At 60.7% G+C, this 20674-nt stretch carries 20 protein-coding genes and 1 pseudogene; 17 read left to right on the top strand and 4 right to left on the bottom strand.

Annotated elements, in window-relative coordinates:
• The first annotated feature begins 238 nt into the window (after positions 1 to 238).
• Both ACTG1K_RS10710 and ACTG1K_RS10705 read left to right on the top strand, forming a co-directional pair.
• Positions 239 to 2211, top strand: a pseudogene (locus ACTG1K_RS10710) (NAD(P)-binding protein).
• Positions 2208 to 3413 (top strand): c-type cytochrome, encoded by a 1206-nt coding sequence (locus ACTG1K_RS10705; protein ID WP_042656989.1) that lies wholly within the window; start codon positions 2208 to 2210, stop codon positions 3411 to 3413. Before ACTG1K_RS10710 ends, ACTG1K_RS10705 begins: the two are co-directional and overlap by 4 nt.
• An 89-nt stretch (positions 3414 to 3502) precedes the next feature.
• On the opposite strand, the gene ACTG1K_RS10700 is transcribed toward ACTG1K_RS10705, so the two are convergent.
• From ACTG1K_RS10700 to ACTG1K_RS10690, 3 genes are all read right to left on the bottom strand, one after another.
• The gene (locus ACTG1K_RS10700) at positions 3503 to 3838 is read right to left on the bottom strand and encodes a DUF3634 family protein (protein ID WP_440005299.1); all 336 of its coding nucleotides are present in this window, start codon (positions 3836 to 3838) and stop codon (positions 3503 to 3505) included.
• A gap of 106 nt (positions 3839 to 3944) precedes the next feature.
• Positions 3945 to 4913: a nucleoside hydrolase gene (locus ACTG1K_RS10695; protein WP_440005297.1), complete on the bottom strand. Its 969-nt coding sequence runs from the start codon at positions 4911 to 4913 to the stop codon at positions 3945 to 3947.
• 222 nt (positions 4914 to 5135) lie between these two features.
• Positions 5136 to 5429, bottom strand: a complete 294-nt coding sequence (locus ACTG1K_RS10690) for a hypothetical protein (RefSeq protein ID WP_005353197.1) — start codon at positions 5427 to 5429, stop codon at positions 5136 to 5138.
• A gap of 212 nt (positions 5430 to 5641) precedes the next feature.
• Between ACTG1K_RS10690 and ACTG1K_RS10685 the strand changes: the two genes are divergently transcribed.
• The 15 genes from ACTG1K_RS10685 to ACTG1K_RS10615 all read left to right on the top strand — a co-directional run bounded on the left by ACTG1K_RS10685 (position 5642) and on the right by ACTG1K_RS10615 (position 20426).
• Positions 5642 to 7087, top strand: a complete 1446-nt coding sequence (locus ACTG1K_RS10685; RefSeq protein ID WP_440005295.1) for a coniferyl aldehyde dehydrogenase — start codon at positions 5642 to 5644, stop codon at positions 7085 to 7087.
• An 11-nt stretch (positions 7088 to 7098) separates the two neighbouring features.
• A complete protein-coding gene (locus ACTG1K_RS10680) occupies positions 7099 to 7719 on the top strand; it encodes a TetR/AcrR family transcriptional regulator (protein ID WP_346201341.1) in 621 nt (206 codons plus the stop codon).
• Positions 7700 to 8218: a hypothetical protein gene (locus tag ACTG1K_RS10675; protein WP_440005293.1), complete on the top strand. Its 519-nt coding sequence runs from the start codon at positions 7700 to 7702 to the stop codon at positions 8216 to 8218. Before ACTG1K_RS10680 ends, ACTG1K_RS10675 begins: the two co-directional genes overlap by 20 nt.
• 18 nt (positions 8219 to 8236) lie before the next feature.
• Positions 8237 to 9421, top strand: a complete 1185-nt coding sequence (locus tag ACTG1K_RS10670; RefSeq protein WP_139708930.1) for an iron-containing alcohol dehydrogenase — start codon at positions 8237 to 8239, stop codon at positions 9419 to 9421.
• A gap of 203 nt (positions 9422 to 9624) precedes the next feature.
• Positions 9625 to 9885, top strand: coding sequence for a GNAT family N-acetyltransferase (locus ACTG1K_RS10665; protein WP_005337747.1), 261 nt, complete (start codon positions 9625 to 9627; stop codon positions 9883 to 9885).
• On the top strand, positions 9872 to 10462 hold the full coding sequence (locus ACTG1K_RS10660) for a nucleotidyltransferase family protein (RefSeq protein WP_159157220.1): 591 nt from the start codon (positions 9872 to 9874) through the stop codon (positions 10460 to 10462). The genes ACTG1K_RS10665 and ACTG1K_RS10660 overlap by 14 nt, the downstream gene beginning before the upstream one ends.
• Positions 10463 to 10533: 71 nt before the next feature.
• Complete coding sequence (locus ACTG1K_RS10655) at positions 10534 to 12357, top strand: SulP family inorganic anion transporter (protein WP_440005290.1); 1824 nt, start codon at positions 10534 to 10536, stop codon at positions 12355 to 12357.
• A gap of 121 nt (positions 12358 to 12478) precedes the next feature.
• Complete coding sequence (locus tag ACTG1K_RS10650) at positions 12479 to 13840, top strand: MATE family efflux transporter (protein WP_139477704.1); 1362 nt, start codon at positions 12479 to 12481, stop codon at positions 13838 to 13840.
• Entirely contained in the window at positions 13837 to 14448 is a 612-nt protein-coding gene (locus tag ACTG1K_RS10645) for a hypothetical protein (protein WP_257686632.1), read from the top strand. The genes ACTG1K_RS10650 and ACTG1K_RS10645 overlap by 4 nt, the downstream gene beginning before the upstream one ends.
• A gap of 275 nt (positions 14449 to 14723) precedes the next feature.
• Positions 14724 to 14939 (top strand): YdcH family protein, encoded by a 216-nt coding sequence (locus ACTG1K_RS10640; protein WP_005337763.1) that lies wholly within the window; start codon positions 14724 to 14726, stop codon positions 14937 to 14939.
• A 162-nt stretch (positions 14940 to 15101) separates the two neighbouring features.
• On the top strand, positions 15102 to 16295 hold the full coding sequence (locus tag ACTG1K_RS10635; RefSeq protein ID WP_440005288.1) for a sugar ABC transporter substrate-binding protein: 1194 nt from the start codon (positions 15102 to 15104) through the stop codon (positions 16293 to 16295).
• The gene (locus ACTG1K_RS10630) at positions 16292 to 18430 is read left to right on the top strand and encodes a diguanylate cyclase domain-containing protein (RefSeq protein ID WP_440005286.1); all 2139 of its coding nucleotides are present in this window, start codon (positions 16292 to 16294) and stop codon (positions 18428 to 18430) included. The genes ACTG1K_RS10635 and ACTG1K_RS10630 overlap by 4 nt, the downstream gene beginning before the upstream one ends.
• A gap of 139 nt (positions 18431 to 18569) precedes the next feature.
• A complete protein-coding gene (locus ACTG1K_RS10625; protein WP_064336484.1) occupies positions 18570 to 19229 on the top strand; it encodes a YceH family protein in 660 nt (219 codons plus the stop codon).
• 84 nt (positions 19230 to 19313) lie between these two features.
• A complete protein-coding gene (locus tag ACTG1K_RS10620) occupies positions 19314 to 19877 on the top strand; it encodes a HutD family protein (RefSeq protein ID WP_440005284.1) in 564 nt (187 codons plus the stop codon).
• Between the two features lie 93 nt (positions 19878 to 19970).
• Positions 19971 to 20426, top strand: a complete 456-nt coding sequence (locus ACTG1K_RS10615; protein ID WP_069529010.1) for a PD-(D/E)XK nuclease superfamily protein — start codon at positions 19971 to 19973, stop codon at positions 20424 to 20426.
• A 5-nt stretch (positions 20427 to 20431) separates the two neighbouring features.
• Here the strand turns inward: ACTG1K_RS10615 and ACTG1K_RS10610 are convergent, their stop codons facing one another.
• Positions 20432 to 20635, bottom strand: coding sequence for a hypothetical protein (locus tag ACTG1K_RS10610; RefSeq protein ID WP_083249997.1), 204 nt, complete (start codon positions 20633 to 20635; stop codon positions 20432 to 20434).
• Positions 20636 to 20674: the final 39 nt, after the last annotated feature.

Here is a 20674-nt window from a genome sequence, read left to right as displayed (position 1 = left end):
GCGGCAATCATTGACCGACCGAGCCGGAAGATAATTTGCCCTGCGACAGGGCAAATCCCCCCCATCAGCGCATCACTCTCGTCACAAGCAGGAAAATGGTGCTTAATAATCCATTAGCAATCGTATGGACTCAGCGTGAGGATAGCGGTAGATTCGGCGCCCAATCCTGAACAGGATCTGTGTCTCCCCCCCATAATGAATCCACTTATTCATTACTTCTCCTAACACAGGGATAGCCATGAGTATTACACGCAGAGATTTTCTCAACGGCGTTGCCATCACCATTGCGGCAGGCGTAGCCCCCATCAATCTGCTCAAGGCTGCCGAAGGCGGCAGCGCGCTGGCGGATAAAACCCTAGCCTACCCGCCCGCCCTCACCGGCCTGCGCGGCAACCACCCGGGCTCTTTCGAACCGGCCCACAGCATCGCCCGTGACGGCAAGCAGTATGATTTTGCCAATATTCCCCTAGAGGGAGAGTACGATCTGGTGATCGTCGGCGCCGGGATCAGCGGTCTGGCCGCCGCCTGCTTCTATCAACAACTGCTCGGCGCGGATAAAAAGATCCTGCTGCTCGACAACCACGACGACTTCGGCGGCCACGCCAAGCGCAACGAGTTCACTACCCCCGATGGCCTGCGTCTGGGTTACGGCGGCAGTGAGTCCCTGCAATCACCGCGTTCGGTCTACAGCCCGGTGGCGCTCGGTCTGCTCAAGGCGCTGGAGGTCAACATCGACGAGCTGGCTGCCGGTTTCCAGCAGACCTTCTATCCGGATCTGGGGCTAAGCCGCGGCGTCTATTTCGACGAGAAGCACTTTGGCGTCAACAAGATAGTGAACGGCGATCCGGGCCACAACGTGGCGGACGATATCCCGCGCGATCGCCTGAACGGCCGGCCACTGGCAGAGTTTATCGGTGACTTCCCCCTCGATGATGCCGACAAGGCCGCCCTGTTGGCCCTGCACGAATCAAAGATCGACTACCTGAGCGGCATGACCCGCGAGCAGCAGGATGAGTGGGTAACCCGCAACAGCTACACCACCTTCCTGCGCGATAAAGTGGGCCTGAGCGAGCGGGCGATCACTTACTTCCAGCAGCGCACCAACGACTTCCAGGCGGTCGGCATCGACGCCACCGCCTGCGCCGATGCGCGCCTCTGCGCATTGCCGGGTTTCGACGGCCTCAATCTGACGCCGCTGGATGCCGAGGAGCAGGCGGAGCTGGACGATCCCTACATCTTCCACTTCCCCGATGGCAACGCCGGTCTCACCCGCCTGATGGTACGCAAGCTCATTCCGCAGGTGGCGCCGGGTCACACCATGCAGGATGTGGTGCTGGCCAAGTTTGACTACAGCAAACTCGACCTGCCTGAGCACAAGGTGCAACTGCGCCTTGGCAGCACAGCGTTGCAGGCCAAAAACGTGCGCCTCGCCGACGGCAAGCTGGCGGTGGATGTCACCTACATCAAGGAGGGGAAACTGCACCGGGTGCGGGCCAAGCAGTCGATCATGGCTGGCTACAACATGATGATCCCCTACATGGTGCCCGAGATGCCGGAGCCCCAGAAGGAGGCGCTGCGCCAAAATGCCAAGGCGCCGCTGGTCTACACCAAGGTGGTGATCAAGAACTGGCAAGCCTTCGTCAAGCTGGGGGTACACGAGGTCTACTCCCCCGCCGCACCCTACAGCCGGGTCAAGCTCGACTATCCGGTCAGCATGGGTGGCTACGAGCATCCCAAGAGCCCGGATCAGCCGATGTGCCTGCACATGGTCTATGTGCCGACCCTGCCGGGCAGCGGCCTCTCGGCCCGCGAACAGTCCCGCAAGGGGCGCGCCATGATCCTCGGCATGCCGTTCGAGCAGCATGAGCAGATGATCCGCGAGCAGTTGCAGGGGATGCTGGGCAGCGCCGGTTTCAACCATGAGCAGGATATCCTCGCCATCACGGTCAACCGCTGGTCTCACGGTTACTCCTATGTCACCAACACCCTATTTGATGACGAAGCTCAGTGCGAAAAATGGATTGAACTGGGTCGCCAGCCGATCGGCAACATCACCATCGCCAACTCGGATGCAGGCTGGAGCCCCTACGCCCACGCCGCCCCATCGCCAACTCGGATGCAGGCTGGAGCCCCTACGCCCACGCCGCCATCGACGAAGCGTGGCGCGCCGTCAACGAGCTGGTAGCCATGAGCAAGGGAGGTGCCCAATGAGCCGCGCCCTGTCACTGACCGCCAGCGCCCTGCTGCTGGCCCTGCCCGCCCTTGCCGCCAACGCAGCCCCCGCCATGTCTGCGGGGGAATACGTGGCCAAGCTGGGCGATTGCGCTGCCTGTCACACCAGCGAAACCAGCAAGCCGCTGGCGGGCGGCAAAGGGTTCCCGACCCCCATCGGCACCGTATTTGCCACCAACATCACCCCCGACAAGACCCACGGTATCGGCAACTACAGCCTGCCGGAGTTCATCAAGGTGATGCGCGAAGGGGTGGCCCGCGATGGTCATCGCCTCTATCCGGCCATGCCCTACACCGCCTACGCCAAGATGAGCGATAAGGATCTCGAAGATCTCTATCACTACCTGATGAAGGAGGTGCAGCCGCTGGCCATCGCCAACAAGGAGAGCGACATCCCCTGGCCCCTCAACATGCGCTGGCCGCTGATGGGCTGGAACTGGGTCTACCACGATGACAGCCGCTTCACCCCGGTGGCGGGCAAGAGCGAAGAGTGGAACCGCGGCGCCTATCTGGTGCAGGGTGCAGGTCACTGCGGCAGCTGCCACACCCCACGCGGATTGGGGATGCAGGAGAAAGCGCTGACCGAGGCGGATCCCGTCTACCTGAGCGGTGCCGCGCTGGATGGCTGGTATGCCCCCGACATTCGCGGCAGCCGTTACAGCAAGCAGGCGCTGATCGATCTGCTGAAAACCGGCCGCAGCCAGCATGAAGCGGTCGCGGGCCCCATGGGGGAAGTGATCACTCACAGCAGCCAGTATTTCAGCGACGCCGATCTGGCCAGCATCGCCACCTATCTGACCGATCTGAAAGATGAACCGGTGGCGGAGAAAGGGGCCCGCGCCTACGCCAGTGCCAGCGGCAAGGCGGACTACGCCATGTACTGCTCCACCTGTCACGGGGTCAACGGCCAGGGCAATGACCACGTCATCCCCTCGCTGGTCAACAACCGCACCGTGCTGGCGAGCGATCCGTCGAGCCTGATCAATGTGCTGCTGCACGGCGCCGAAACACCGGTCACCCACGGCCATCTGGGTTACCACATGCCGGGCTATGGCTGGACCATGGATGATGAGCGGCTCGCCGAGCTGGTCAACACCCTGCGCGCCTCCTGGGGCAATGAAGGCACCGCCGTCAAGGCGGCGGCGGTCAAGGCCCAGCGCGAGCTGCACGGCAAGGAGTAAGGGCTGTCAGCTCTCTCTTGGCCAAGTGTCATAAGAAAACGGGCCTCCACTGGAGGCCCGTTTGCTATTGATGAACCACGTTCCGGTGCTTATCCCTTGCGGGATTTGGGCCCCGGCAGCGGCGCCGTTGGCTGGCGGTAATCGCCATAGGGGAAGATATTGCGAAACCGCTGGGCCACCGATTCGGGGATGGAGCGGGAGAAGATCAGCTTCACGCCATCGCCATCACGCTGCCCCACGATGCGACCGCGCACCGTGTCGTGGCGCAAGATCTGCTTGGCATGCTCAATAAAGGCGGGTGACACCTTGCCCTGCTTGACCACCACCTTGCCGGGGGCAAGGCGGATTTCGAACAGGGCACCACGCCCCAGCTTCATCAACCACCAGATCAGGGCTATCGCCACTATCAAGGAAATCCAGGCCATCTTCATCCCTCCCAAGCTCTTGATATCAGGCAGTATAAGCGGCCGTGCGCTCCGATTGTTTGGCGTCGATCACAGCCCCCGCCTCAGCGCAATAGCGCCTCTTTGCTCAGCAATCCTTGTCCCAGCCCACCAGCGTCTCGCGATAGAGCGCCAGCAAGGCTTCATCACGCACCGCCACCCCGACCTGCTGCGGACGATAGGCTGCCCAGTCATCGTGGGAGTGGCGCTTGCCATCGAACTTTTGCAGGGTGTGGCCGATGGCCGGGCCGCTGGTGATCACCCGCACCGGCCCTTCGCGCAGGGTGAAAAGGGTCGGATCGATGGCATAGGCGATGGCGGACGGATCGTGGACATGACAACCGGAGAGCCCCAGTTTCTCGGAGTAGAAGCGCAGATAGAAGCGGCTGACATCCCACAGGAAGCGGCCCGGCTCCCCCGCCTTGTCCCTGAGTTCATCCAGATAGGCGCTGCCGAAGAAGCTCTGCTGGGTCACATCCAGCCCGATGATCACCACCGGCCAGTCGGCGGTAAAGACCCGGTCGGCGGCATCGGGATCGTCGTGGATATTGGCCTCGGCATAGGGGGTGACGTTGCCACGATGGCCGTTGACGCCAAAGGCGCCGCCCATCACTACTACCTGTTTCACTAGCGAGACAATCTCGGGCGCCTGTTGTAGCGCCAGCGCCAGATTGGTCAGTGGGCCGATAGTGACGAGGGTGATCTCCCCCGGCGCGGCTTTCACCGCCTCGACAATATATTGCCAAGCGGGGCGGGGATCCGGAGCGATAGTCACCTCCCCCGCCTCCATGTCGCCAAAGCCGCTCGGGCCGTGGACTATGGTGGTGGGGCCGACCGGCTCGCGCAGCAGCGGGGCGGCAGCGCCTTTGGCCACATCCGCCTTCATGCCGTACTTCTGCTTGAGCCAGAGGGCGTTGCGGGTACCATTGTCGATAGTGGCGTTACCAAAAACAGTGGTGATGGCGAGCAGCTCGATGGCGGGATGGGCCTCGGCAAACAGGATGGCCATGGCATCGTCGATACCCGGGTCGGTATCCAGAATGATTTTATGGGTCATGAGAAATTCCTACGGTGACAAACCCTGCGACAAAAGGGAGAGTCTACCCGGCTAACGGCCCCGTATCCCGGCATGGGATCACAGAGCGGGCCTTTGCTCTCGGCAACGACACGCTGCTGGCGACAATCTGCACAAGAAACGGCGCGGCCCTGTTGCCAGCGCCGCGCCCTTTATCGTTGTTCGTTATCTGCTATCTGGCAGTGATCTGCCTTACTCCGACCCTCAGTGCTTGCGGTGCCAGCGCGGTGAGGTCGCCTTCTCCCCCCAGGGGGTGACGCAGGGGAGCAGCGCCCCTTCAATCACCATCTCGCTGCCTGCCAGCGCCTCGGCGATCTTCTGGTGCAGCACCCGCAGTACCTTGCCCTCGTGCTCGGCCAGAGAGTGGCCCGCGGCAAAGAATTCCGGCTGATATTGCAGTGCCAGCTTCTGGGCGAATTCGTAGGTGTTGAAGCAATCCGGCATCCGCTCAACCACATCTTCAAGCCGGGCCAACAAGCTGTTCAGTTCCCTGGTCATAGTGCTCTCTCCGTGTAGGTTAATAGCCAAAAACTACCCCTTATTAGATAAGTCACCAACGAGCAAACCACAAAAGTGTGGGGAGACACACAGTTCTCTCTTGCGTCCGGCTCATGGTGAACGGCAGACAGCTTGCCAGCTTTACATTCCGGTAACAAACAGCTAGATTTAGACCGACTAATCAGTCGGTCATTTTTCATGCGGAGAACAACATGGGTGCGGCGCAGCTTCAACACACTCCTGAGGATATCCTCGCCATCAAATTGTCCCTGCCGGATCAGCTGGCACGGCTCAAGCGGGCGAGTCTGGCTCATCCCATGCCTACCCTGGCCGAGCGCCGGGCGCAGCTGACCAAACTCAAGCAGGCGTTGCTCGCCCACAAGGGGCAGCTGTGCAAGGCGCTGGCGGCAGATTATGGTCAGCGCAGCCACTACGACAGCCTGATCGCCGATGTGCTGCCCTGCATCATGCAGATCAACTACACCCAGAAGCGGCTCAAACGCTGGATGCAGCCCCACCGCCGCCACACCGGCCTGCTGCTGGCCCCCGCCAAAGTAGAGGTGCACTTCCAGCCACTCGGGGTGGTCGGCATTATCGTGCCGTGGAACTTTCCGGTGATGCTGAGCCTTGGCCCCCTCATCACCGCCATCGCGGCGGGCAACCGGGCGATGCTGAAACTCTCCGAGTTCACCCCCCATACCAATGCCGTGCTGCGCACCATGCTCACCAGCGTATTTGACGAAAACGAGATCGCCATCATCGAGGGGGATGCCCAGATGGCGGCGGCATTCAGCTCACTGCCGTTCGATCACCTGCTCTTTACCGGCTCTACCATGGTAGGCAAGCTGGTGATGGCCGCCGCCGCGCCCCAGCTCACCCCCCTCACCCTTGAGCTGGGTGGCAAGAGCCCTTGTCTCATCGCCCCCGACATGCCGGTCGCCACCGCGGTCGAGCGGATGATCTTCGGCAAGAGCCTCAACGCCGGACAGATCTGCGTCGCCCCCGACTATGTGCTGCTGCCCCGCAGCGAGGTGGATAACTTTATCGCCGCCTATCGCCGCCACTTCAGCAAGCTCTACCCGCAGGGGCTCAATAGTGCTGACTACGGCGCCATCATCAACGACCGCCAGTATCAACGTCTCGTCAGCTGGCTGGATGAAGCCGAGCAGGCGGGTGCCCAGCTCCACCCCTGTGGCAACCCGGCCCGCGACGACCAGCGTCGCCTGCTGGTGCCCCACCTGCTGACCGGGGTGCCGGGTCAGTGTCAGGTGATGCAGCAGGAGATCTTTGGCCCGCTGCTGCCGCTCATTCCCTACGACACCCTGGAGGAGGCGCTCGCTTATGTGGCCGAGCGGCCCCGCCCGCTGGCCCTCTATCTGATGAGCTTCGACCCCGAGTTGCAGGCGCGAGTGACCAAGGAGACCCACTCCGGCGGCATGGCGATCAACGAAAGCCTGTTTCAGGTGGCGGCCGACGATGTGCCGTTTGGCGGCATCGGCGCCTCCGGCATGGGCCACTACCACGGCCACGAGGGGTTCCTCACCTTCTCCAAGGCAAAAACCGTGCTGACCCGCGGCAAGTTCACCACCGGCTCCCTGATCCATCCGCCCTACCACAGCTGGATCCAGAAGCTGATGATGGCCTTCTTCCTGCGCTGATGGAGATAACCATGAACCAGGCTATCCCGCAGCCACAAACCATGACCGACAAGCGCCGCCAGATCCTGGATGCCGCCCTCGCCCTCTGCGCCGAAGATGGCCTGCAGGGGGCCGCCACCGCCCGTATCGCCAAGGCGGCCGGGGTGGCCAACGGTACTCTGTTCCACCACTTTCCGAGCAAGGAGGCGCTGATCCTCGCCCTCTATCAGGATGTAAAGACCCGGATGGGGGGCGCCATCCATGAAGCAGACCCCACCCTGCCGCTGTACGACCAGACCCGCCACTACTGGCAGCTGGCGATGGAGTGGATGCAGGCTAACCCCAATGAGCTCAAATTTGTGCTGGGTTTCTTTCACTCTCCGCTGCTGGCCAGACCGGCCCGCAGCCAGATCCTGAACGATGCCCTGCGCTTTCTGCCTGCCCTGCTGGCAAAGGGGCAGGCCAGCGGCGAGCTGATGCAGGCCCCCGCGCCACTGTTGCTGGAGGTGTGTCAGGGCCAGTTCCTTGCCTGCGCATCACTGTTTGTCGATCAACCGGAGCTGGGAGAGGACGACTACTGGCAAGCCAGTGCGTTCGCTCTCTTCTGGTCAGCCATCTCAGGAGCCAATCCTCATGCAAACACGGATGTTTGAACCTGCGGCCGCCCTTGGCCGCCGCCTCTGGATCACCACTCTGCTCTGGGTGGTGGGTCGCACCCTCTGCCGCGCCGCCCGCACCGACGAGGCAGTGCGCCGTGAATTGTCGCCGTTGCCGGACGGGTTGGCTATTCGCCTCGAAGTAGGCGGCATCGGCTACGCCATGAACATGCACAAGCAGGGTGGGCGCTGGTATCCCGGCGCGCCGGCCGCCCCTCATGCCACCATCCATCCGCTGCGGGTGCGCTTCAAACACCCCAATATCGCCTTTCGCGCCCTGAGCTTTCGGCTCGGGGTCAATCAGGCATTTGGCGAAAACCGGCTGCTGGTGGAGGGAGATCTGACCGTTGCCATGCATCTGGTGCGGGGGCTTGAGCAGTTGCAGTCCCTGATCCTGCCCGCCTTTATCGCGCGGCCGCTGCTGCGCCACTATCCCGCCCCGACCAACAAACTTGGCCGGGCCTGCAACATCTATCTGGGTCTGGTGACCGGCTAACGCGCAAGGAGCCTTGAAATGAGCCGCTATTACGATTTTTTCTGCCCGGTCAAACTGCTGGCCGGTGAACAGGCGCTGGAGCAGCTGGCCAGCGAGCTGGCCAGCCTCGGGGCCCGTCGCCCGCTGCTGCTGACCGACAAGGGGGTCAATGCCACCGGCCTTGCCACCCTGCTGGCCAATGTGCTGGCCGAAGGGGAGCTGCCGGTCGCCGCCATCTGGGACGAGATCCCGGCAGACTCCTCCACCGCTGTGGTGGAGCGGATCGCCAAACGCTATCGCGAGCTCGACTGCGACAGTCTGGTGGCGCTGGGGGGCGGCTCGGTCATCGACACCGCCAAGGCAGTCAACATTCTCACTTCCATGGGGGGGGATCATCTGCTCGACTACTCGGGCGCCGGTTGCCTGACCCGTCCCCTCAAGCCGCTGGCGGTGGTGCCCACCACGGCGGGCACAGGATCAGAAGTGACATTGGTTGCAGTGATCAAGGATGAGGCGAGCGGGCGCAAGGTGCCCTTCACCTCCCCCTTCCTGCTGCCCCAACTGGCGGTGTTAGACCCGCGCCTGACCCAGGGGCTGCCCCTCAATATCACCGCCGCTACCGCCATGGATGCCATGACCCACGCCATCGAGGCCTTTATCGGTACCGCCAAGAACCCGGTGAGCGATGCGCTGGCCCTGATGGCAGTGGAGAAGATCGCCAGCGCCCTGCCGCAAATCATCCACGACCCGCAAAACAAGCAACTGCGGCTGCAACTGGCGGAAGGATCCACGCTGGCTGGCATGGCCTTCTCCAACTCCATGGTGGGGCTGGTGCACGCCCTCGGCCACAGTCTGGGAGCCCGCTGCCATCTGCCCCACGGGCTGTGCATGAACCTCTTTTTGCCCACCGTGCTCGACTACAACCGCCCCGAGGTGGATAGCGAGCTGGCCCGGCTGCTGTTGCCGCTGGTGGGGGCCGAGCGCTTTGCCGCCACCCCGGCCCATCAGCGGGCGGAGGCGACCATCACAGCCATTCGCACCCTGCGCGACACCCTGTGGCAAGCGGTCAAGCTGCCGCGCACCATGAGCGAGGCAGGGGTAAGCGATCGCTCGCTACTGACCGAGATCCGCGATCTGGCGGTCAACGACGGTGCCCTGCTGTTCAATCGCAAGGACGCCGACCGTGAGCAGTTACTCACTCTGTTGGAGCGAGCCTGGGTCTGATCCCTCCCCTTTGCCAACACTCTTGTGCTGACACTAACGCGGTGCCCGACTCACCATCGGGCACCTTGATCTACATCGCGATATCGATGCGCCCTCTGTCAAAGGGGGATGATATTGACCACGGGCTCTCATTATCTGTTCTATACCTTGGCTAACAGTTATGTTGTGCCGAGAGACCCAACTTTATGCCAGAGGTGCCCACCATGAGCGACATCATCCATCAGGCCAACCAGCAGCAGTTCATCTGTATGGTGGAGGGGAAAGAGTCGAGACTGCGCTACCGGCGGCTCGACGCCAAGACCATCGACGCATACAGCACCTTCGTGCCCCCCGAGCTGCGGGTGCAGGGGATTGCCGATCAGCTGGCGCGCGCCTTCTTCAACTGGACTCAGGCGGAGGGGCTCACTATAGTGCCGAGCTGCCGCTACATTGATGTCTGGTTACGCCGCAATGCCAACAACTGAACCTCTGAACTCCGCCCTCGAACAGCAATTCCAAGCCAAAACAGAAGCCCTGCTGCGGGCCGATCCGCAGCGGATGGCCTGCCTGCAAGCCGCGGCCGAGCTCAATCTGCCCGACTGGGCGCTGGGGGCCGGTTTTATCCGCAACCTCATCTGGGATCACCTTCACCACAAGGCGGTGCCCACCCCGCTCAACGATATCGACCTTATCTATCTCGATAAAACCGATCCGCAAGGGCTGGCCGAAGCGGAGCACGAAGCTTGGCTCGCCAAACGCCTGCCCGGCCAGCAGTGGGAGGTGCGCAATCAGGCCCGCATGCACACTCGCCAGCTGGTAGCGCCGTTTGCCAGCAGCCTTGAGGCGCTCAGCCACTGGGTCGAGGTGCCCACCTGCATCGGCGTACGCCTGAATCAGGATGGCGAGTTCGAGTGGCTCGCCCCCTACGGCTTTGCCATCAACTGGTCGCTGCAAGTGAGTGCCAACCCCAAATGTCGCCAGGACAAACAGATTTTTACCCAGCGCATCAAGGAGAAACGCTGGCAGGCTATCTGGCCTGACCTTCAGGTAAACTGGCCATAACCTGATTGCAATCTTTCGATAACCTTGGGCACACTAGGGGAAAAGCTGGTTGTAACTCAATGGGTTAAATAATGCGCGACTTCTTCTCTCTCGAACGCTGGCTACCGGGCCTCGCCGCCCTGCTGCATTACCAGCGCGCCTGGTTGATGCCAGACCTTCGCGCCGGACTCTCGGTGGCGGCCGTGGCACTGCCCGTCGCCATCGCCTATGCCGAGCTTGCCGGGGTGGGTGCCATCGTCGGCCTCTACTCCTGCATCCTGCCCATGCTGGTCTACGCCCTGTTTGGCACCTCCCGCCAGCTGATTGTCGGCCCCGATGCCGCCACCTGCGCGGTCATTGCCGCCGTGGTGACGCCGCTGGCTGCAGGCGACCCCACCCGTCACTGGCAACTGGTGATGACCATGACCGCCATGACCGGCTTCTGGTGCCTGATTGCCAGCCGCTTCAAGCTGGGGGTGCTGGCGGACTTTCTCTCCCGCCCGATCCTGATGGGGCTGCTCAATGGTGTGGCCATCACCATCATGGTGGGCCAGCTCTCCAAGATCTTCGGCTTCACTTTCAGCGAACGTTACCTCATCGAGCGGATCGCCAGCGGGGCTACCTATATTACCCAAACCCATCTGCCGACCCTGGCCATGAGTCTGGTGGCTCTGCTCACCCTGCTGCTGGCCAAGCGCTACAAACCGGCATGGCCCTCCTCCATGGTGGCCATGGTGGTGACCGCTGCGCTGGTGTGGGGCTTTAATCTCGGCCAGTTTGATATCGCTACCCTGGGGACGGTGGGCTCCGGCCTGCCCGCCTTCCAGATGCCGGAATTTCCCCCCGGCCTGATGCGGGAGCTGGTGCTGCCAGCCCTTAACCTCGCCATGGTGAGCTTCGTCTCCATGATGCTGACCGCCCGCAGCTTTGCAGCCAAAAACGGTTACGAAATCGACGCAGACAAGGAGTTTCGGGCCCTCGGTATGGCGAACCTCGCCTCCGCAGTCTCCCAGGGTTTCGCCATCAGCGGGGCGGATTCACGCACCGCGGTCAACGACGCCAACGGCGGCAAGAGCCAGCTGGTCTCTATCATCGCCGCGGCGGTGATCGCCCTCATCACCTTCTATCTGACGGCGCCGCTCAAATACATCCCGACCGCCGCCCTCGGGGTGGTGCTGGTAATGGCCTCCCTGTCGCTCACCGATTTTCGCGGTCTCTGGGCCCTGCGCCACTCCGATCGCTCCGCCTTCTGGCTGGCGCTGGTCACCTTTATCAGCGTGCTCACCATGGGAGTGATCCCCGGGATCACCCTCGCCGTGTTGCTGGGCTTGTTCCAGTTCCTGCGCAATGTGATGCGCCCCACCGACCAGTTGCTCGGCATGGATGACGAGGGGGTAGTACGTACCCTGGGGGACAACGAACAGGCCAAGGCGATCCCGGGTATTCTGGTCTATCGCTTCAACTCACCGCTCACCTACTTCAATGCCCCCTATTTCAAGCGGCGGGTGCTGGCCCTGCTGGTGCAGGATCCCCGAGCCCCCAAGTGTCTGGTGATCGATGCAGTCGCCTGCTTCACCCATCAGGACATCAGCGTGATGAGCATGGTGGGAGAGCTGCACAAAGAGCTGAAACGGCGCGGCATCCATATGGTGATGGCGGGTCGCCACGGCCAGATGACCCACTGGCTAAAGCAGGCGGGCGTGCGGGTGGGCGATGAAGGGATCATCCTCTGCCCCGACATGTATCAGGCGCTGCGCCTGACCCGCTGCTACCGCGAGCCGATGTTCAAGGATGATGCGGTGGTGGAGAGCACCACTGATGCCATCCGCTCCAACTGGCCGCAGGATGATGCCCTGCCCGACTCGGCGCGCCTCACCCAGCCAAGCGAACAGGAGGCAGGCGCCACGCCTGCCTGATCCCTTGGCCTGACCCCCTGGCCGATGCAATCCTGCACAAGGATTGCACCGGCCTTGGCCTTGGTGTTAAATGCGCCCCCAGAGGACACTCCCCCGTGCCCTCCCAGCTGTTGGACATGCCATGCAATCTCAATCCCACGCAGGCCCGGGCACGCTATTTGCGCTGACCTGGCCGCTCTTTATCGATCTCGCCCTGCACTTTCTGACCGGCGCCCTCAATACCTTCATGGTGGGTCACGTCTCCTATCAGGGAGTGGCGGCGCTGGCGGTCGGCAATCAGGTGTTCGATCTCGCCATCACATTGTTCAGCTTCGTCAGTATCGGTACCAGCGTGGTGATCACCCAGTATCTGGGGGCCGGCGATCGGGAGAAGAGTCGGGTGGTGATCCACACCGCTATCGGCTTCAACCTGCTGATCGGTCTGGTGGCCGCCATCGGCGTGATGGCGGGGGCCAGCACCATGCTGGCGCTGATGAACCTGCCTGCCAATCTGATGAGCGACGGGACGCTTTACTTGCAGATCATCGGTCTCTGCCTGTTACCGGAAGCGGCAGCCCTCTGTCTGGCGGCGACCCTGCGCGCTCACGGCCACACCCGTCAGGCGATGTATGTGACCCTGATCGTCAACCTCATCACCTTCGTCGGCAACCTGCTGCTGCTCTACGGCTGGTTCGGCCTGCCCCAGCTGGGGGTCGCTGGCGTTGCCATCAGCACGGTCGCTGGCCGACTGGTCGGCGTGGTGCTGCTGGTGTGGCTGGTGGCCCGCAAGACCGGCATTCGACTGGTGGTGCGCGATATCGTCCACCCCAGTCGGGAGATGCTGGGCAAGGTGCTCCATATCGGCCTGCCGGCGGCAGGGGAGAACCTCTCCTGGATGCTGCAGTTTATGGTGGTGACAGCCTTTGTCGGACTGCTGGGGGACAAGGCGCTGGCGACCCAATCTTACTTCTTCCAGATCTGCCTGTTTATCCTGCTGTTTGGCCTCTCCATCGGCCTTGGCAACGAGATCATCATCGGCCATCTGGCGGGAGCAAGACAGTTCGATCGCGCCTATCAGCAGCTGCTCAAAAGCCTCAAGCTGGGGCTGGCGGTCACCTGCGTCATCGCCGTGGCGGCGGCCCTCAATGGCCACACCATCATCAGCCTCTTTACCGATGATGCCGACATCATCACCCAGGTGGCGCAACTGTTTCTTATCAGCCTTATCCTCGAACCCGGCCGCACCTTCAATCTGGTGGTGATCAACGCCCTGCGGGCCACCGGGGATGCCCGTTTCCCCCTCTACATGGCGTTGCTCTCCATGTGGGGAATTGCCGTGCCACTCTCGTATTTCCTCGGTATCATGCAGGGTTATGGACTGGTCGGTATCTGGCTGGCGCTGGCCTGCGACGAGTGGGTGCGCGGTCTGGCCATGTTCTGGCGCTGGCGCAGTCGTCGCTGGCAAAACAAAATTCTTGTTGAAACAAAAGCGGAATCACAATGAAGAAGATAGGACTCTTGCTGGCTGCCATCCTGCTCAGCCCCCTGGCCATGGCGCAAACTGCCCCTGCCGCTCCCAAGGCTCAAGCCACCCAGACCTGGTATGTGGCCCCCATCGCCATCGATGAAACCAGCGACGCCCAGAAGGCGCTGACCAAGGACTTCATGGCCCAGATGATCAAGACCATCAAGATCAACGAGTACCAGACCGGCAAGGCGGTGGGCAACACCAAAAAGCCCAAGTGGCTGATCCGCACCAAGCTGATCCCCGCCAGCAACGAGCCGCTGGTCGGCAAGAAGCACCCGCAGGGTCTCACCTACGGCAAGGGCAATCCGACCCAGGAGATCGTCGGCGAGCTGTTGATGAACGGCACCCTGGTGGCCCACATCGGCCAGGGCTGGCGCGAGCCTATCGTCCCGGGCACGCCGGTGGCCGAAAAGATCTCCATCGCCAACTATCGCTACGCCATCGGGGATCAGGCCAAGTCGGCGGATCTGGAAGAGCTGGCCGCCCAGATTGGCTTTGAAGCGGGCAAGGTGATCCACCGCGATGGCAAGCCGCTGCCCGAGAAGAAAAAGAAAAAAGAGCAGGCGGACGAAGAGAAAGAGTAACGTTGCCTGCATCCATAAAAGGGGCCACTCGGCCCCTTTTTTGATCCTGCACCCTCACACCAACACTGCCCCTGTTGTGACTTGTCGCACAGTTTGGCTCACCATTCAGATTGATAAATCACTTATCTTGTTTTGATTCAACAAGTTATAAATATCCCGCCGAATACTCCAAATCATTGCCCCCAAATCCGATCAGGATCACATTTATCCCCGGCACTAAGGGGTAGCTTTGGTCTTACAGGCACAATCAAACGAAACCAAGGAGGCTCCATTACATGTTCCCAGAGTACAGAGAACTCATCTCGAAACTGAAGAGCAGTGATGTCCATTTCCAGAAGAAGTTTGACTTGCACAACGACCTGGATGCGGAGATTAGAAAGTTGGAAAAGCATCACGCCAGCGACTATAGCGCCGAGGTGAGAGATCTGAAAAAACAGAAACTCAAACTGAAAGAGGAGATATACGACATCCTCAAACAACATCCACAATAGATGCCTCGAAGAATATGCGGATAAGCAATTTATCCCCCAGCCCGGCCCACGCGCCGGGCTTTTTGTTTTTTCAGTCAATTAGTTGACACCCGAGCCTACCGATCTTGCCGGTAGTTTGTTACATTTTTCCCTTGGAATTCAGGGAATAACGGTGATGATAACATGAGCAGAAAACGATCTTTTTATCATCTCTTGCTGCTTTGCCTGTTTGCATTGAGCCACCCCCTGCAGGCTCAGGAGCCTGAACTGGAGCTGTGGCACTCCCAGCAAGCCGGTTACGTGATCGACGACGTGATCGCCCGCTTCAATCAGGAGGGGAACCACAGAGTGCGGGTCACCCAGATTGAGCCGGGCAAGATCAAGGCGGATCTCCTGCTGGCAGCTCAGGCCAGGGGGCTGCCCGATCTGATGCTGATCCCCTCCGATTTTATCGGCCTCTATCGCCAGATGACCCTCGCTCCCCTCCCGGCCGAGTGGTTTTCCCCCGCGCTGATGGCCAGCGCCTTGCGTTATGTCACCCTGGATCGGCAACGCTGGGGCATGCCCATGATGCAGGGCAACCATCTGATGCTGTTTTACAACAAGGCGCTGGTCTCGACTCCGGTGACCCAATGGCAGCAACTGACTGCTATCACCCCGGCCCTCAAGGCCAAGGGGGTCTACCCCGTCAGCTGGCCCTATCACGACATGTACTACTTCGCCGCCTTTTTACACACCTTTGGCGGCTCGCCGGTGACCGAAGGGCGCATCACCCTCGACAGCCCGGCCATGGTGCAGGCACTGGAGGCCTACCGCACCGTCGCCAGCGAACAGTGGGTTGATCCCGAGTGCGACTATGACACCGCCCTCGCCCGCTTCAATGAGGGCAAAAGCGCCTACCTCATCAATGGGGACTGGGCCTTCAATGATCTGGTGAAGAATATGGGGGATAAGCTGGGTGTCGCCCTGCTGCCCCGCTGGCAAAGCCATTCCATGCACTCCATGAGCGGCGCCTACGTGATGGGAGCCTCCCGCTGGGCGATGGATGATGAGGATCGGCAACCCGTCATCAAGGCACTGATGGCCTTTATCCAGCGTCAGGATATTCAGCAGTTCATCTATCATCAGGGGGCGTTGCTGCCGGTCAATCAGCAGGCTTTTACCGCCATCAGCCGCCGTCCCACGCCTCAGGAAAAAGTGCTGCTGGAGCAGTTCACCCTCAGTCCCCCCATGCCCTCCGACAGCGCCATGTCCATCGCCTGGCAAGCGATGGAGAAAGGGTTCGAGCGCTTTAAAGAGGGGATCAGTGCCGCCGACACCGCCCGCTATATGCAGCAGCTGGCCGATCAGCAGTACCGGCAGGTCAAAACACCATGAAACATCGCACCTTTCGGCTCGGCCCGACCCTCATCATCATCCTGTTCACCGTCGCCCTGCTGCCGGCACTGCTGGCCAGCACTGTGCTGCTGATCCGCCAGCACCAGATCATCGCCCAGAGCGAGCAATCGCAGCTGGAGCGGGCCCTCACCAGCATGACCCGCGAGGCCCGCTTTCGCAGCGAGCTGATCGGCACCCAGCTCAATCAGCTCAGCCAGGATCGGGTGCTCCATCAGGCCCTCGACAACTTCCTCTTCTCCAGCCATGCCCGGCTGGCGCTTGCCACCTTTATCAAATCCAACAGCCTGCTGACCTCGGCCTACCTCATCGATGACAAGGGGTTGGTGGTGGAGTACATCAATGGCCAGGCCTCCCACCTCGAATCGAGCAACCTGATGCCGCAGCTGATGGCCTGGGGCAAGACCCGCGAGGCAAAACAGGGCAAGCATCTGCTGCTGCCCGTCGATGATCCCGTGCTGGTCGACGACATGGAGCAAAACCGCAGCGGTGGGCTGGCACTGGTGGCCCCCATCTATCGCAACCACCAGCGCGCTGGGGTGATGCAGACCCCTTCCGGCTTCGTGATGGCCATTCTCCCCTGGCGGCAGATGGCCCAGTTGCTGGAACCCTATCTCAAGGGGAGCGAATATCTGGTGATCTCCCAGGGCGAGAACCGTCTCTACGAAGGGGCTCACCAGAGCGCCAACGCCATGGATGACAGGGAGCCAAGCAAGTTGGCGCAGCCCCTGGCCATTGGCTGGCCCCAGCTGGAGCAGGAGATCACCCCCACCATCACCCTCTACAGCTACAGCAATGACAGGGTCAGCGAGCTCAATAAATCCCAGCAGTTGCTGACCGTCAGCATCGCCCTCATGTTGCTGCTGGTGGCCATCGGCTGCGTCTGGCTCACCCGCTGGCTCACCCGACCGCTGCGCTCGCTGGCCGCGCTGGTGCGCAGCTATGGCAAGGGCAATTACCAGCAACGGCAGGCGCCGCTGCGCTTTGTGGAGTACGACGAGGTGCGCCAGTTGCTGCAGGAGATGGCCAGCACCATCTCGGATCAGGTGCGGGCACTCTATCAACAAAATGAACAGCTGCAGCAGGCCAATAGCGAGAAAGAGGCCTTCAACCAGCGGCTGCTCGGCTTCAACGATGAACTGGAGCAAGAGGTTGCCTCGCAAACGACCGCCCTGCGCTCGGCCCTGAGCCGGGAGGAGCGCAGCCGCCATATCCTGCAATCCTGGCTGCAGTTCGGTCTGCATCAGCAGCTGGATATCGATATTGCCGAGCTGGCCAGCTCCGCCCTGCTGCAGCTCTCGCAGCTCTATCCTGGCCACCGCTGGGGACTGGTGATCCGCCGAGACGGGCAACCCCACTACTCCCTGACCCAGGGGGTCGATGCCCCCTTGCGGGATGCACTGCAGGAGAAACTGACTCAACTGATGGATCAGGAGGTCAAACACTCCGAATGCCAGTGGGATAACGCACTCTGGAAGATCATGACCCTGCCCGGTAGCCAGAGCGGCGTGCTGTTTGGCTATCTGATGGTGAGCGCCGAAGGGCTGGAGTCCGAAGACAGGGCCATCTTGCGGCTGTTTGCCAAGCAGCTGGCGGTGGGCATCGAGGGGCGTCTCTTCACCGACGAGCTGGCGCGGGTCGCCCGCACCGACAACCTCACCGGGCTACCCAACCGGCAGGCGTTCGAAGAGGCCTTCCATCACTATCAGGCGGTGCTGGCACGCCATCCCGAGCGTCACCTCGCCCTCTTCATGCTCGATCTCAACGGCCTCAAGCGCACCAACGACCAGTATGGGCACGAGGCAGGCGACGCCCTGCTGATCCAGATGGCTCGCCAGCTGCGCACCCTCTGCCGTCAGGATGAGAAGATTTTCCGCATCGGCGGCGACGAGTTCGTTCTGCTGGCGGAGGCGGATCACCTCGCCAGCCAGCAGCTGGCAGGCAGGTTGGAGGCAAGCCAGCAGCACGCCATCGTGCAACATGGGGAGCACAGCTTCCCGCTGCGTTTTGCCATCGGCTGGAGCAGCAGCGACCAGACCCCACTGGCGGAGCTGAGCCGGGTGGCTGACGATGCCATGTATGCCAATAAGGCGCGCTTCTATCAGGGGCAGCGATAAACAGCAGAGGCCTGTGGCGTTGGTGAGCCTTTCGCCAACCCCCTGATCAGCTCGCAAAAATGGCGCGCAACGCTAGACGCGGCGCGGACCATGACTAAGATAGGGGCTCTTGATGTCTCGATTTGGAAGGGAGTAGGAAATGGAGTTAGTACTTGGCCCGCTGGAAGCCCGCGTCATCGGCTGTCTGATTGAAAAAGAGATCTGCACCCCGGATCAATACCCCCTCTCCCTTAATGCACTGGTCAACGCCTGCAACCAGAAGAGCAACCGCGAGCCGGTGCTGGAGCTCTCCGAGCTCGATATCCGCGCCGTGGTAGACGAGCTGATCCGCAAGCGGCTGGTGGTCAACACTGCAGGCTTCAACGCTCGGGTGCCCCGCTATCAGCACAGATTCTGCAACACCGAATTTGGCGAGCTGAAATTCAGTGCCCAGGAGCTCGGCATCGTCTGCGAACTGCTGCTGCGCGGCCCGCAAACCCCGGGGGAGCTGCGCTCGCGCACCAACCGCCTCTGCAGCTTCGATGATGTCACCGAAGTAGATGCGGTGCTGACCCAACTCATCGAGCGTGGCCCCTACGTGGTCAAGCTGCCGCGCGAGCCGGGCAAGCGCGAATCCCGCTACGCCCACCTGTTCAGCGGCGAAGTGGATATTCAGGCGATGATGGATGCCGCTCCCGCCGCGGCCTATGCCTCCCCTGCCGCCGACCGTCTGAGCGAGCTGGAGCAGGAGGTGAACGAGCTCAAGAGCCGTCTCGCCGCCATGGAAGCGCGGCTGGCTGCGCTGGATGGTCAGGGCTGATCGCCTTTACCATCACCACTCTCTATCAGGGAGCCGGGGCTGATGTCCCCGGCTCCCTGCGTTTTTTATCGTGAGGAAGTGCCCGTGATCACCCTGATTAAAGAGTCTGACCACCAGAAGATGCCCTGGAAAAACCAGCAGGGCACCACCAGCCAGATCCTCATCTCCCCCAAGGGGAGCAGCCTTGCCAAACTCGACTTTGACTATCGACTGAGCTCGGCCCCCATCAAGAGCGCGGGCCCCTTCTCCCCCTTTCCCGGCTATCAGCGCATTTTGCTGCCGGTGAGCGGTGCAGGCTTTGTGCTCAACGGTCACCCCTACGCCACCTTCGAGGCGGCGCACTTTAGCGGCGATGAGGAGACCCACTGCGAGTTGCTGAAAAAAGAGGTGACCGATCTGGGGCTTATCTACCATCCGGATCGCATCAGCGCCAACGTGCGGGTACTGAACCTCCCCTTCCCGCTGACCCTTACCCTCGAGACAGAGAAGACCTACCTCTGTCACCTGCTGAGCGGCCAGCTGGCCGTGCAGGGCAAAGAGGTGGCCATCAACGAGACGCTGGTGGTGACCGGTGAAGAGAGCATTCACTTCGAATGCCAGAAGAAGACCGCCATCGCCTTCTTTACCCTGCAGGATGTTCTCAAATAGGATCTGCCGCGGTTAAAAATTACTCACGAATATTGAAAGTTATATATCTCGGAGTAATATGGGTCTCTCATGGCTTTTGTGATGAGAGATCCTATGCAATACACACTTGATGGATTCGAAACACCACCAGAACTCACCACTGAAGAAGAAAAAAGTAATCAACAACTACAGAAAAGAATTAGAGAGATTTTGAATGAATTTGGTTATGTTGAGGATAATAAATTAGTTAACGCCAAAACATTCAAATGCAGAGTTCCTTACGAGGATCTCTATGGGCTTAAAGCAATCAGTGCTTTTGTAATTAACCATCCAATTGATGGGTTAACTCGTATTGAGCCTCATCAGCAACAAGTTTCCGGCTCTGTAGACCGTAAATTTCCTTTCTTTTTACAAAGTGCAAACAAAGCTCCTGAACAAAATGTCATCATTTTGATTGAAGGCCAAGGCCATAAAAAAGCTGCATTTGAATGGCTAAAATCCGAGGCGAAAAAATGCGCTACCAAAAATGTCAAATGCTATGACTTGGCTGAGTTTTCACTCTGGCTCTAATTTGATTAACGTTTGGGTGCCCGCCCTCCACTGTCGAGGCATGCTTGCATTGTGTCATAAGGGATATAATGCTTGGTTCGGTTGTAATAAGTCCCCCCTTTCGGATGACATATACCACTACGACTTTTCTTTACCGGAGGTTCTGCTGCCAAGGCGATGGTACACACCAAGAGTAAACAACAACTGAGAACCAATTTTACTAATTGCATTTCCGTGTATCTTCCAGCGTCTTTAGAACAAAAACCTCG

The sequence above is a fragment of the Aeromonas sp. 102P genome, from assembly GCF_051920345.1.
In the GTDB taxonomy this organism is placed as follows: Bacteria; Pseudomonadota; Gammaproteobacteria; order Enterobacterales; family Aeromonadaceae; genus Aeromonas; species Aeromonas veronii.
The sequence above is the reverse complement of the archived record's forward strand: the minus strand, read 5'-3'. Positions and strand labels throughout refer to the sequence as shown.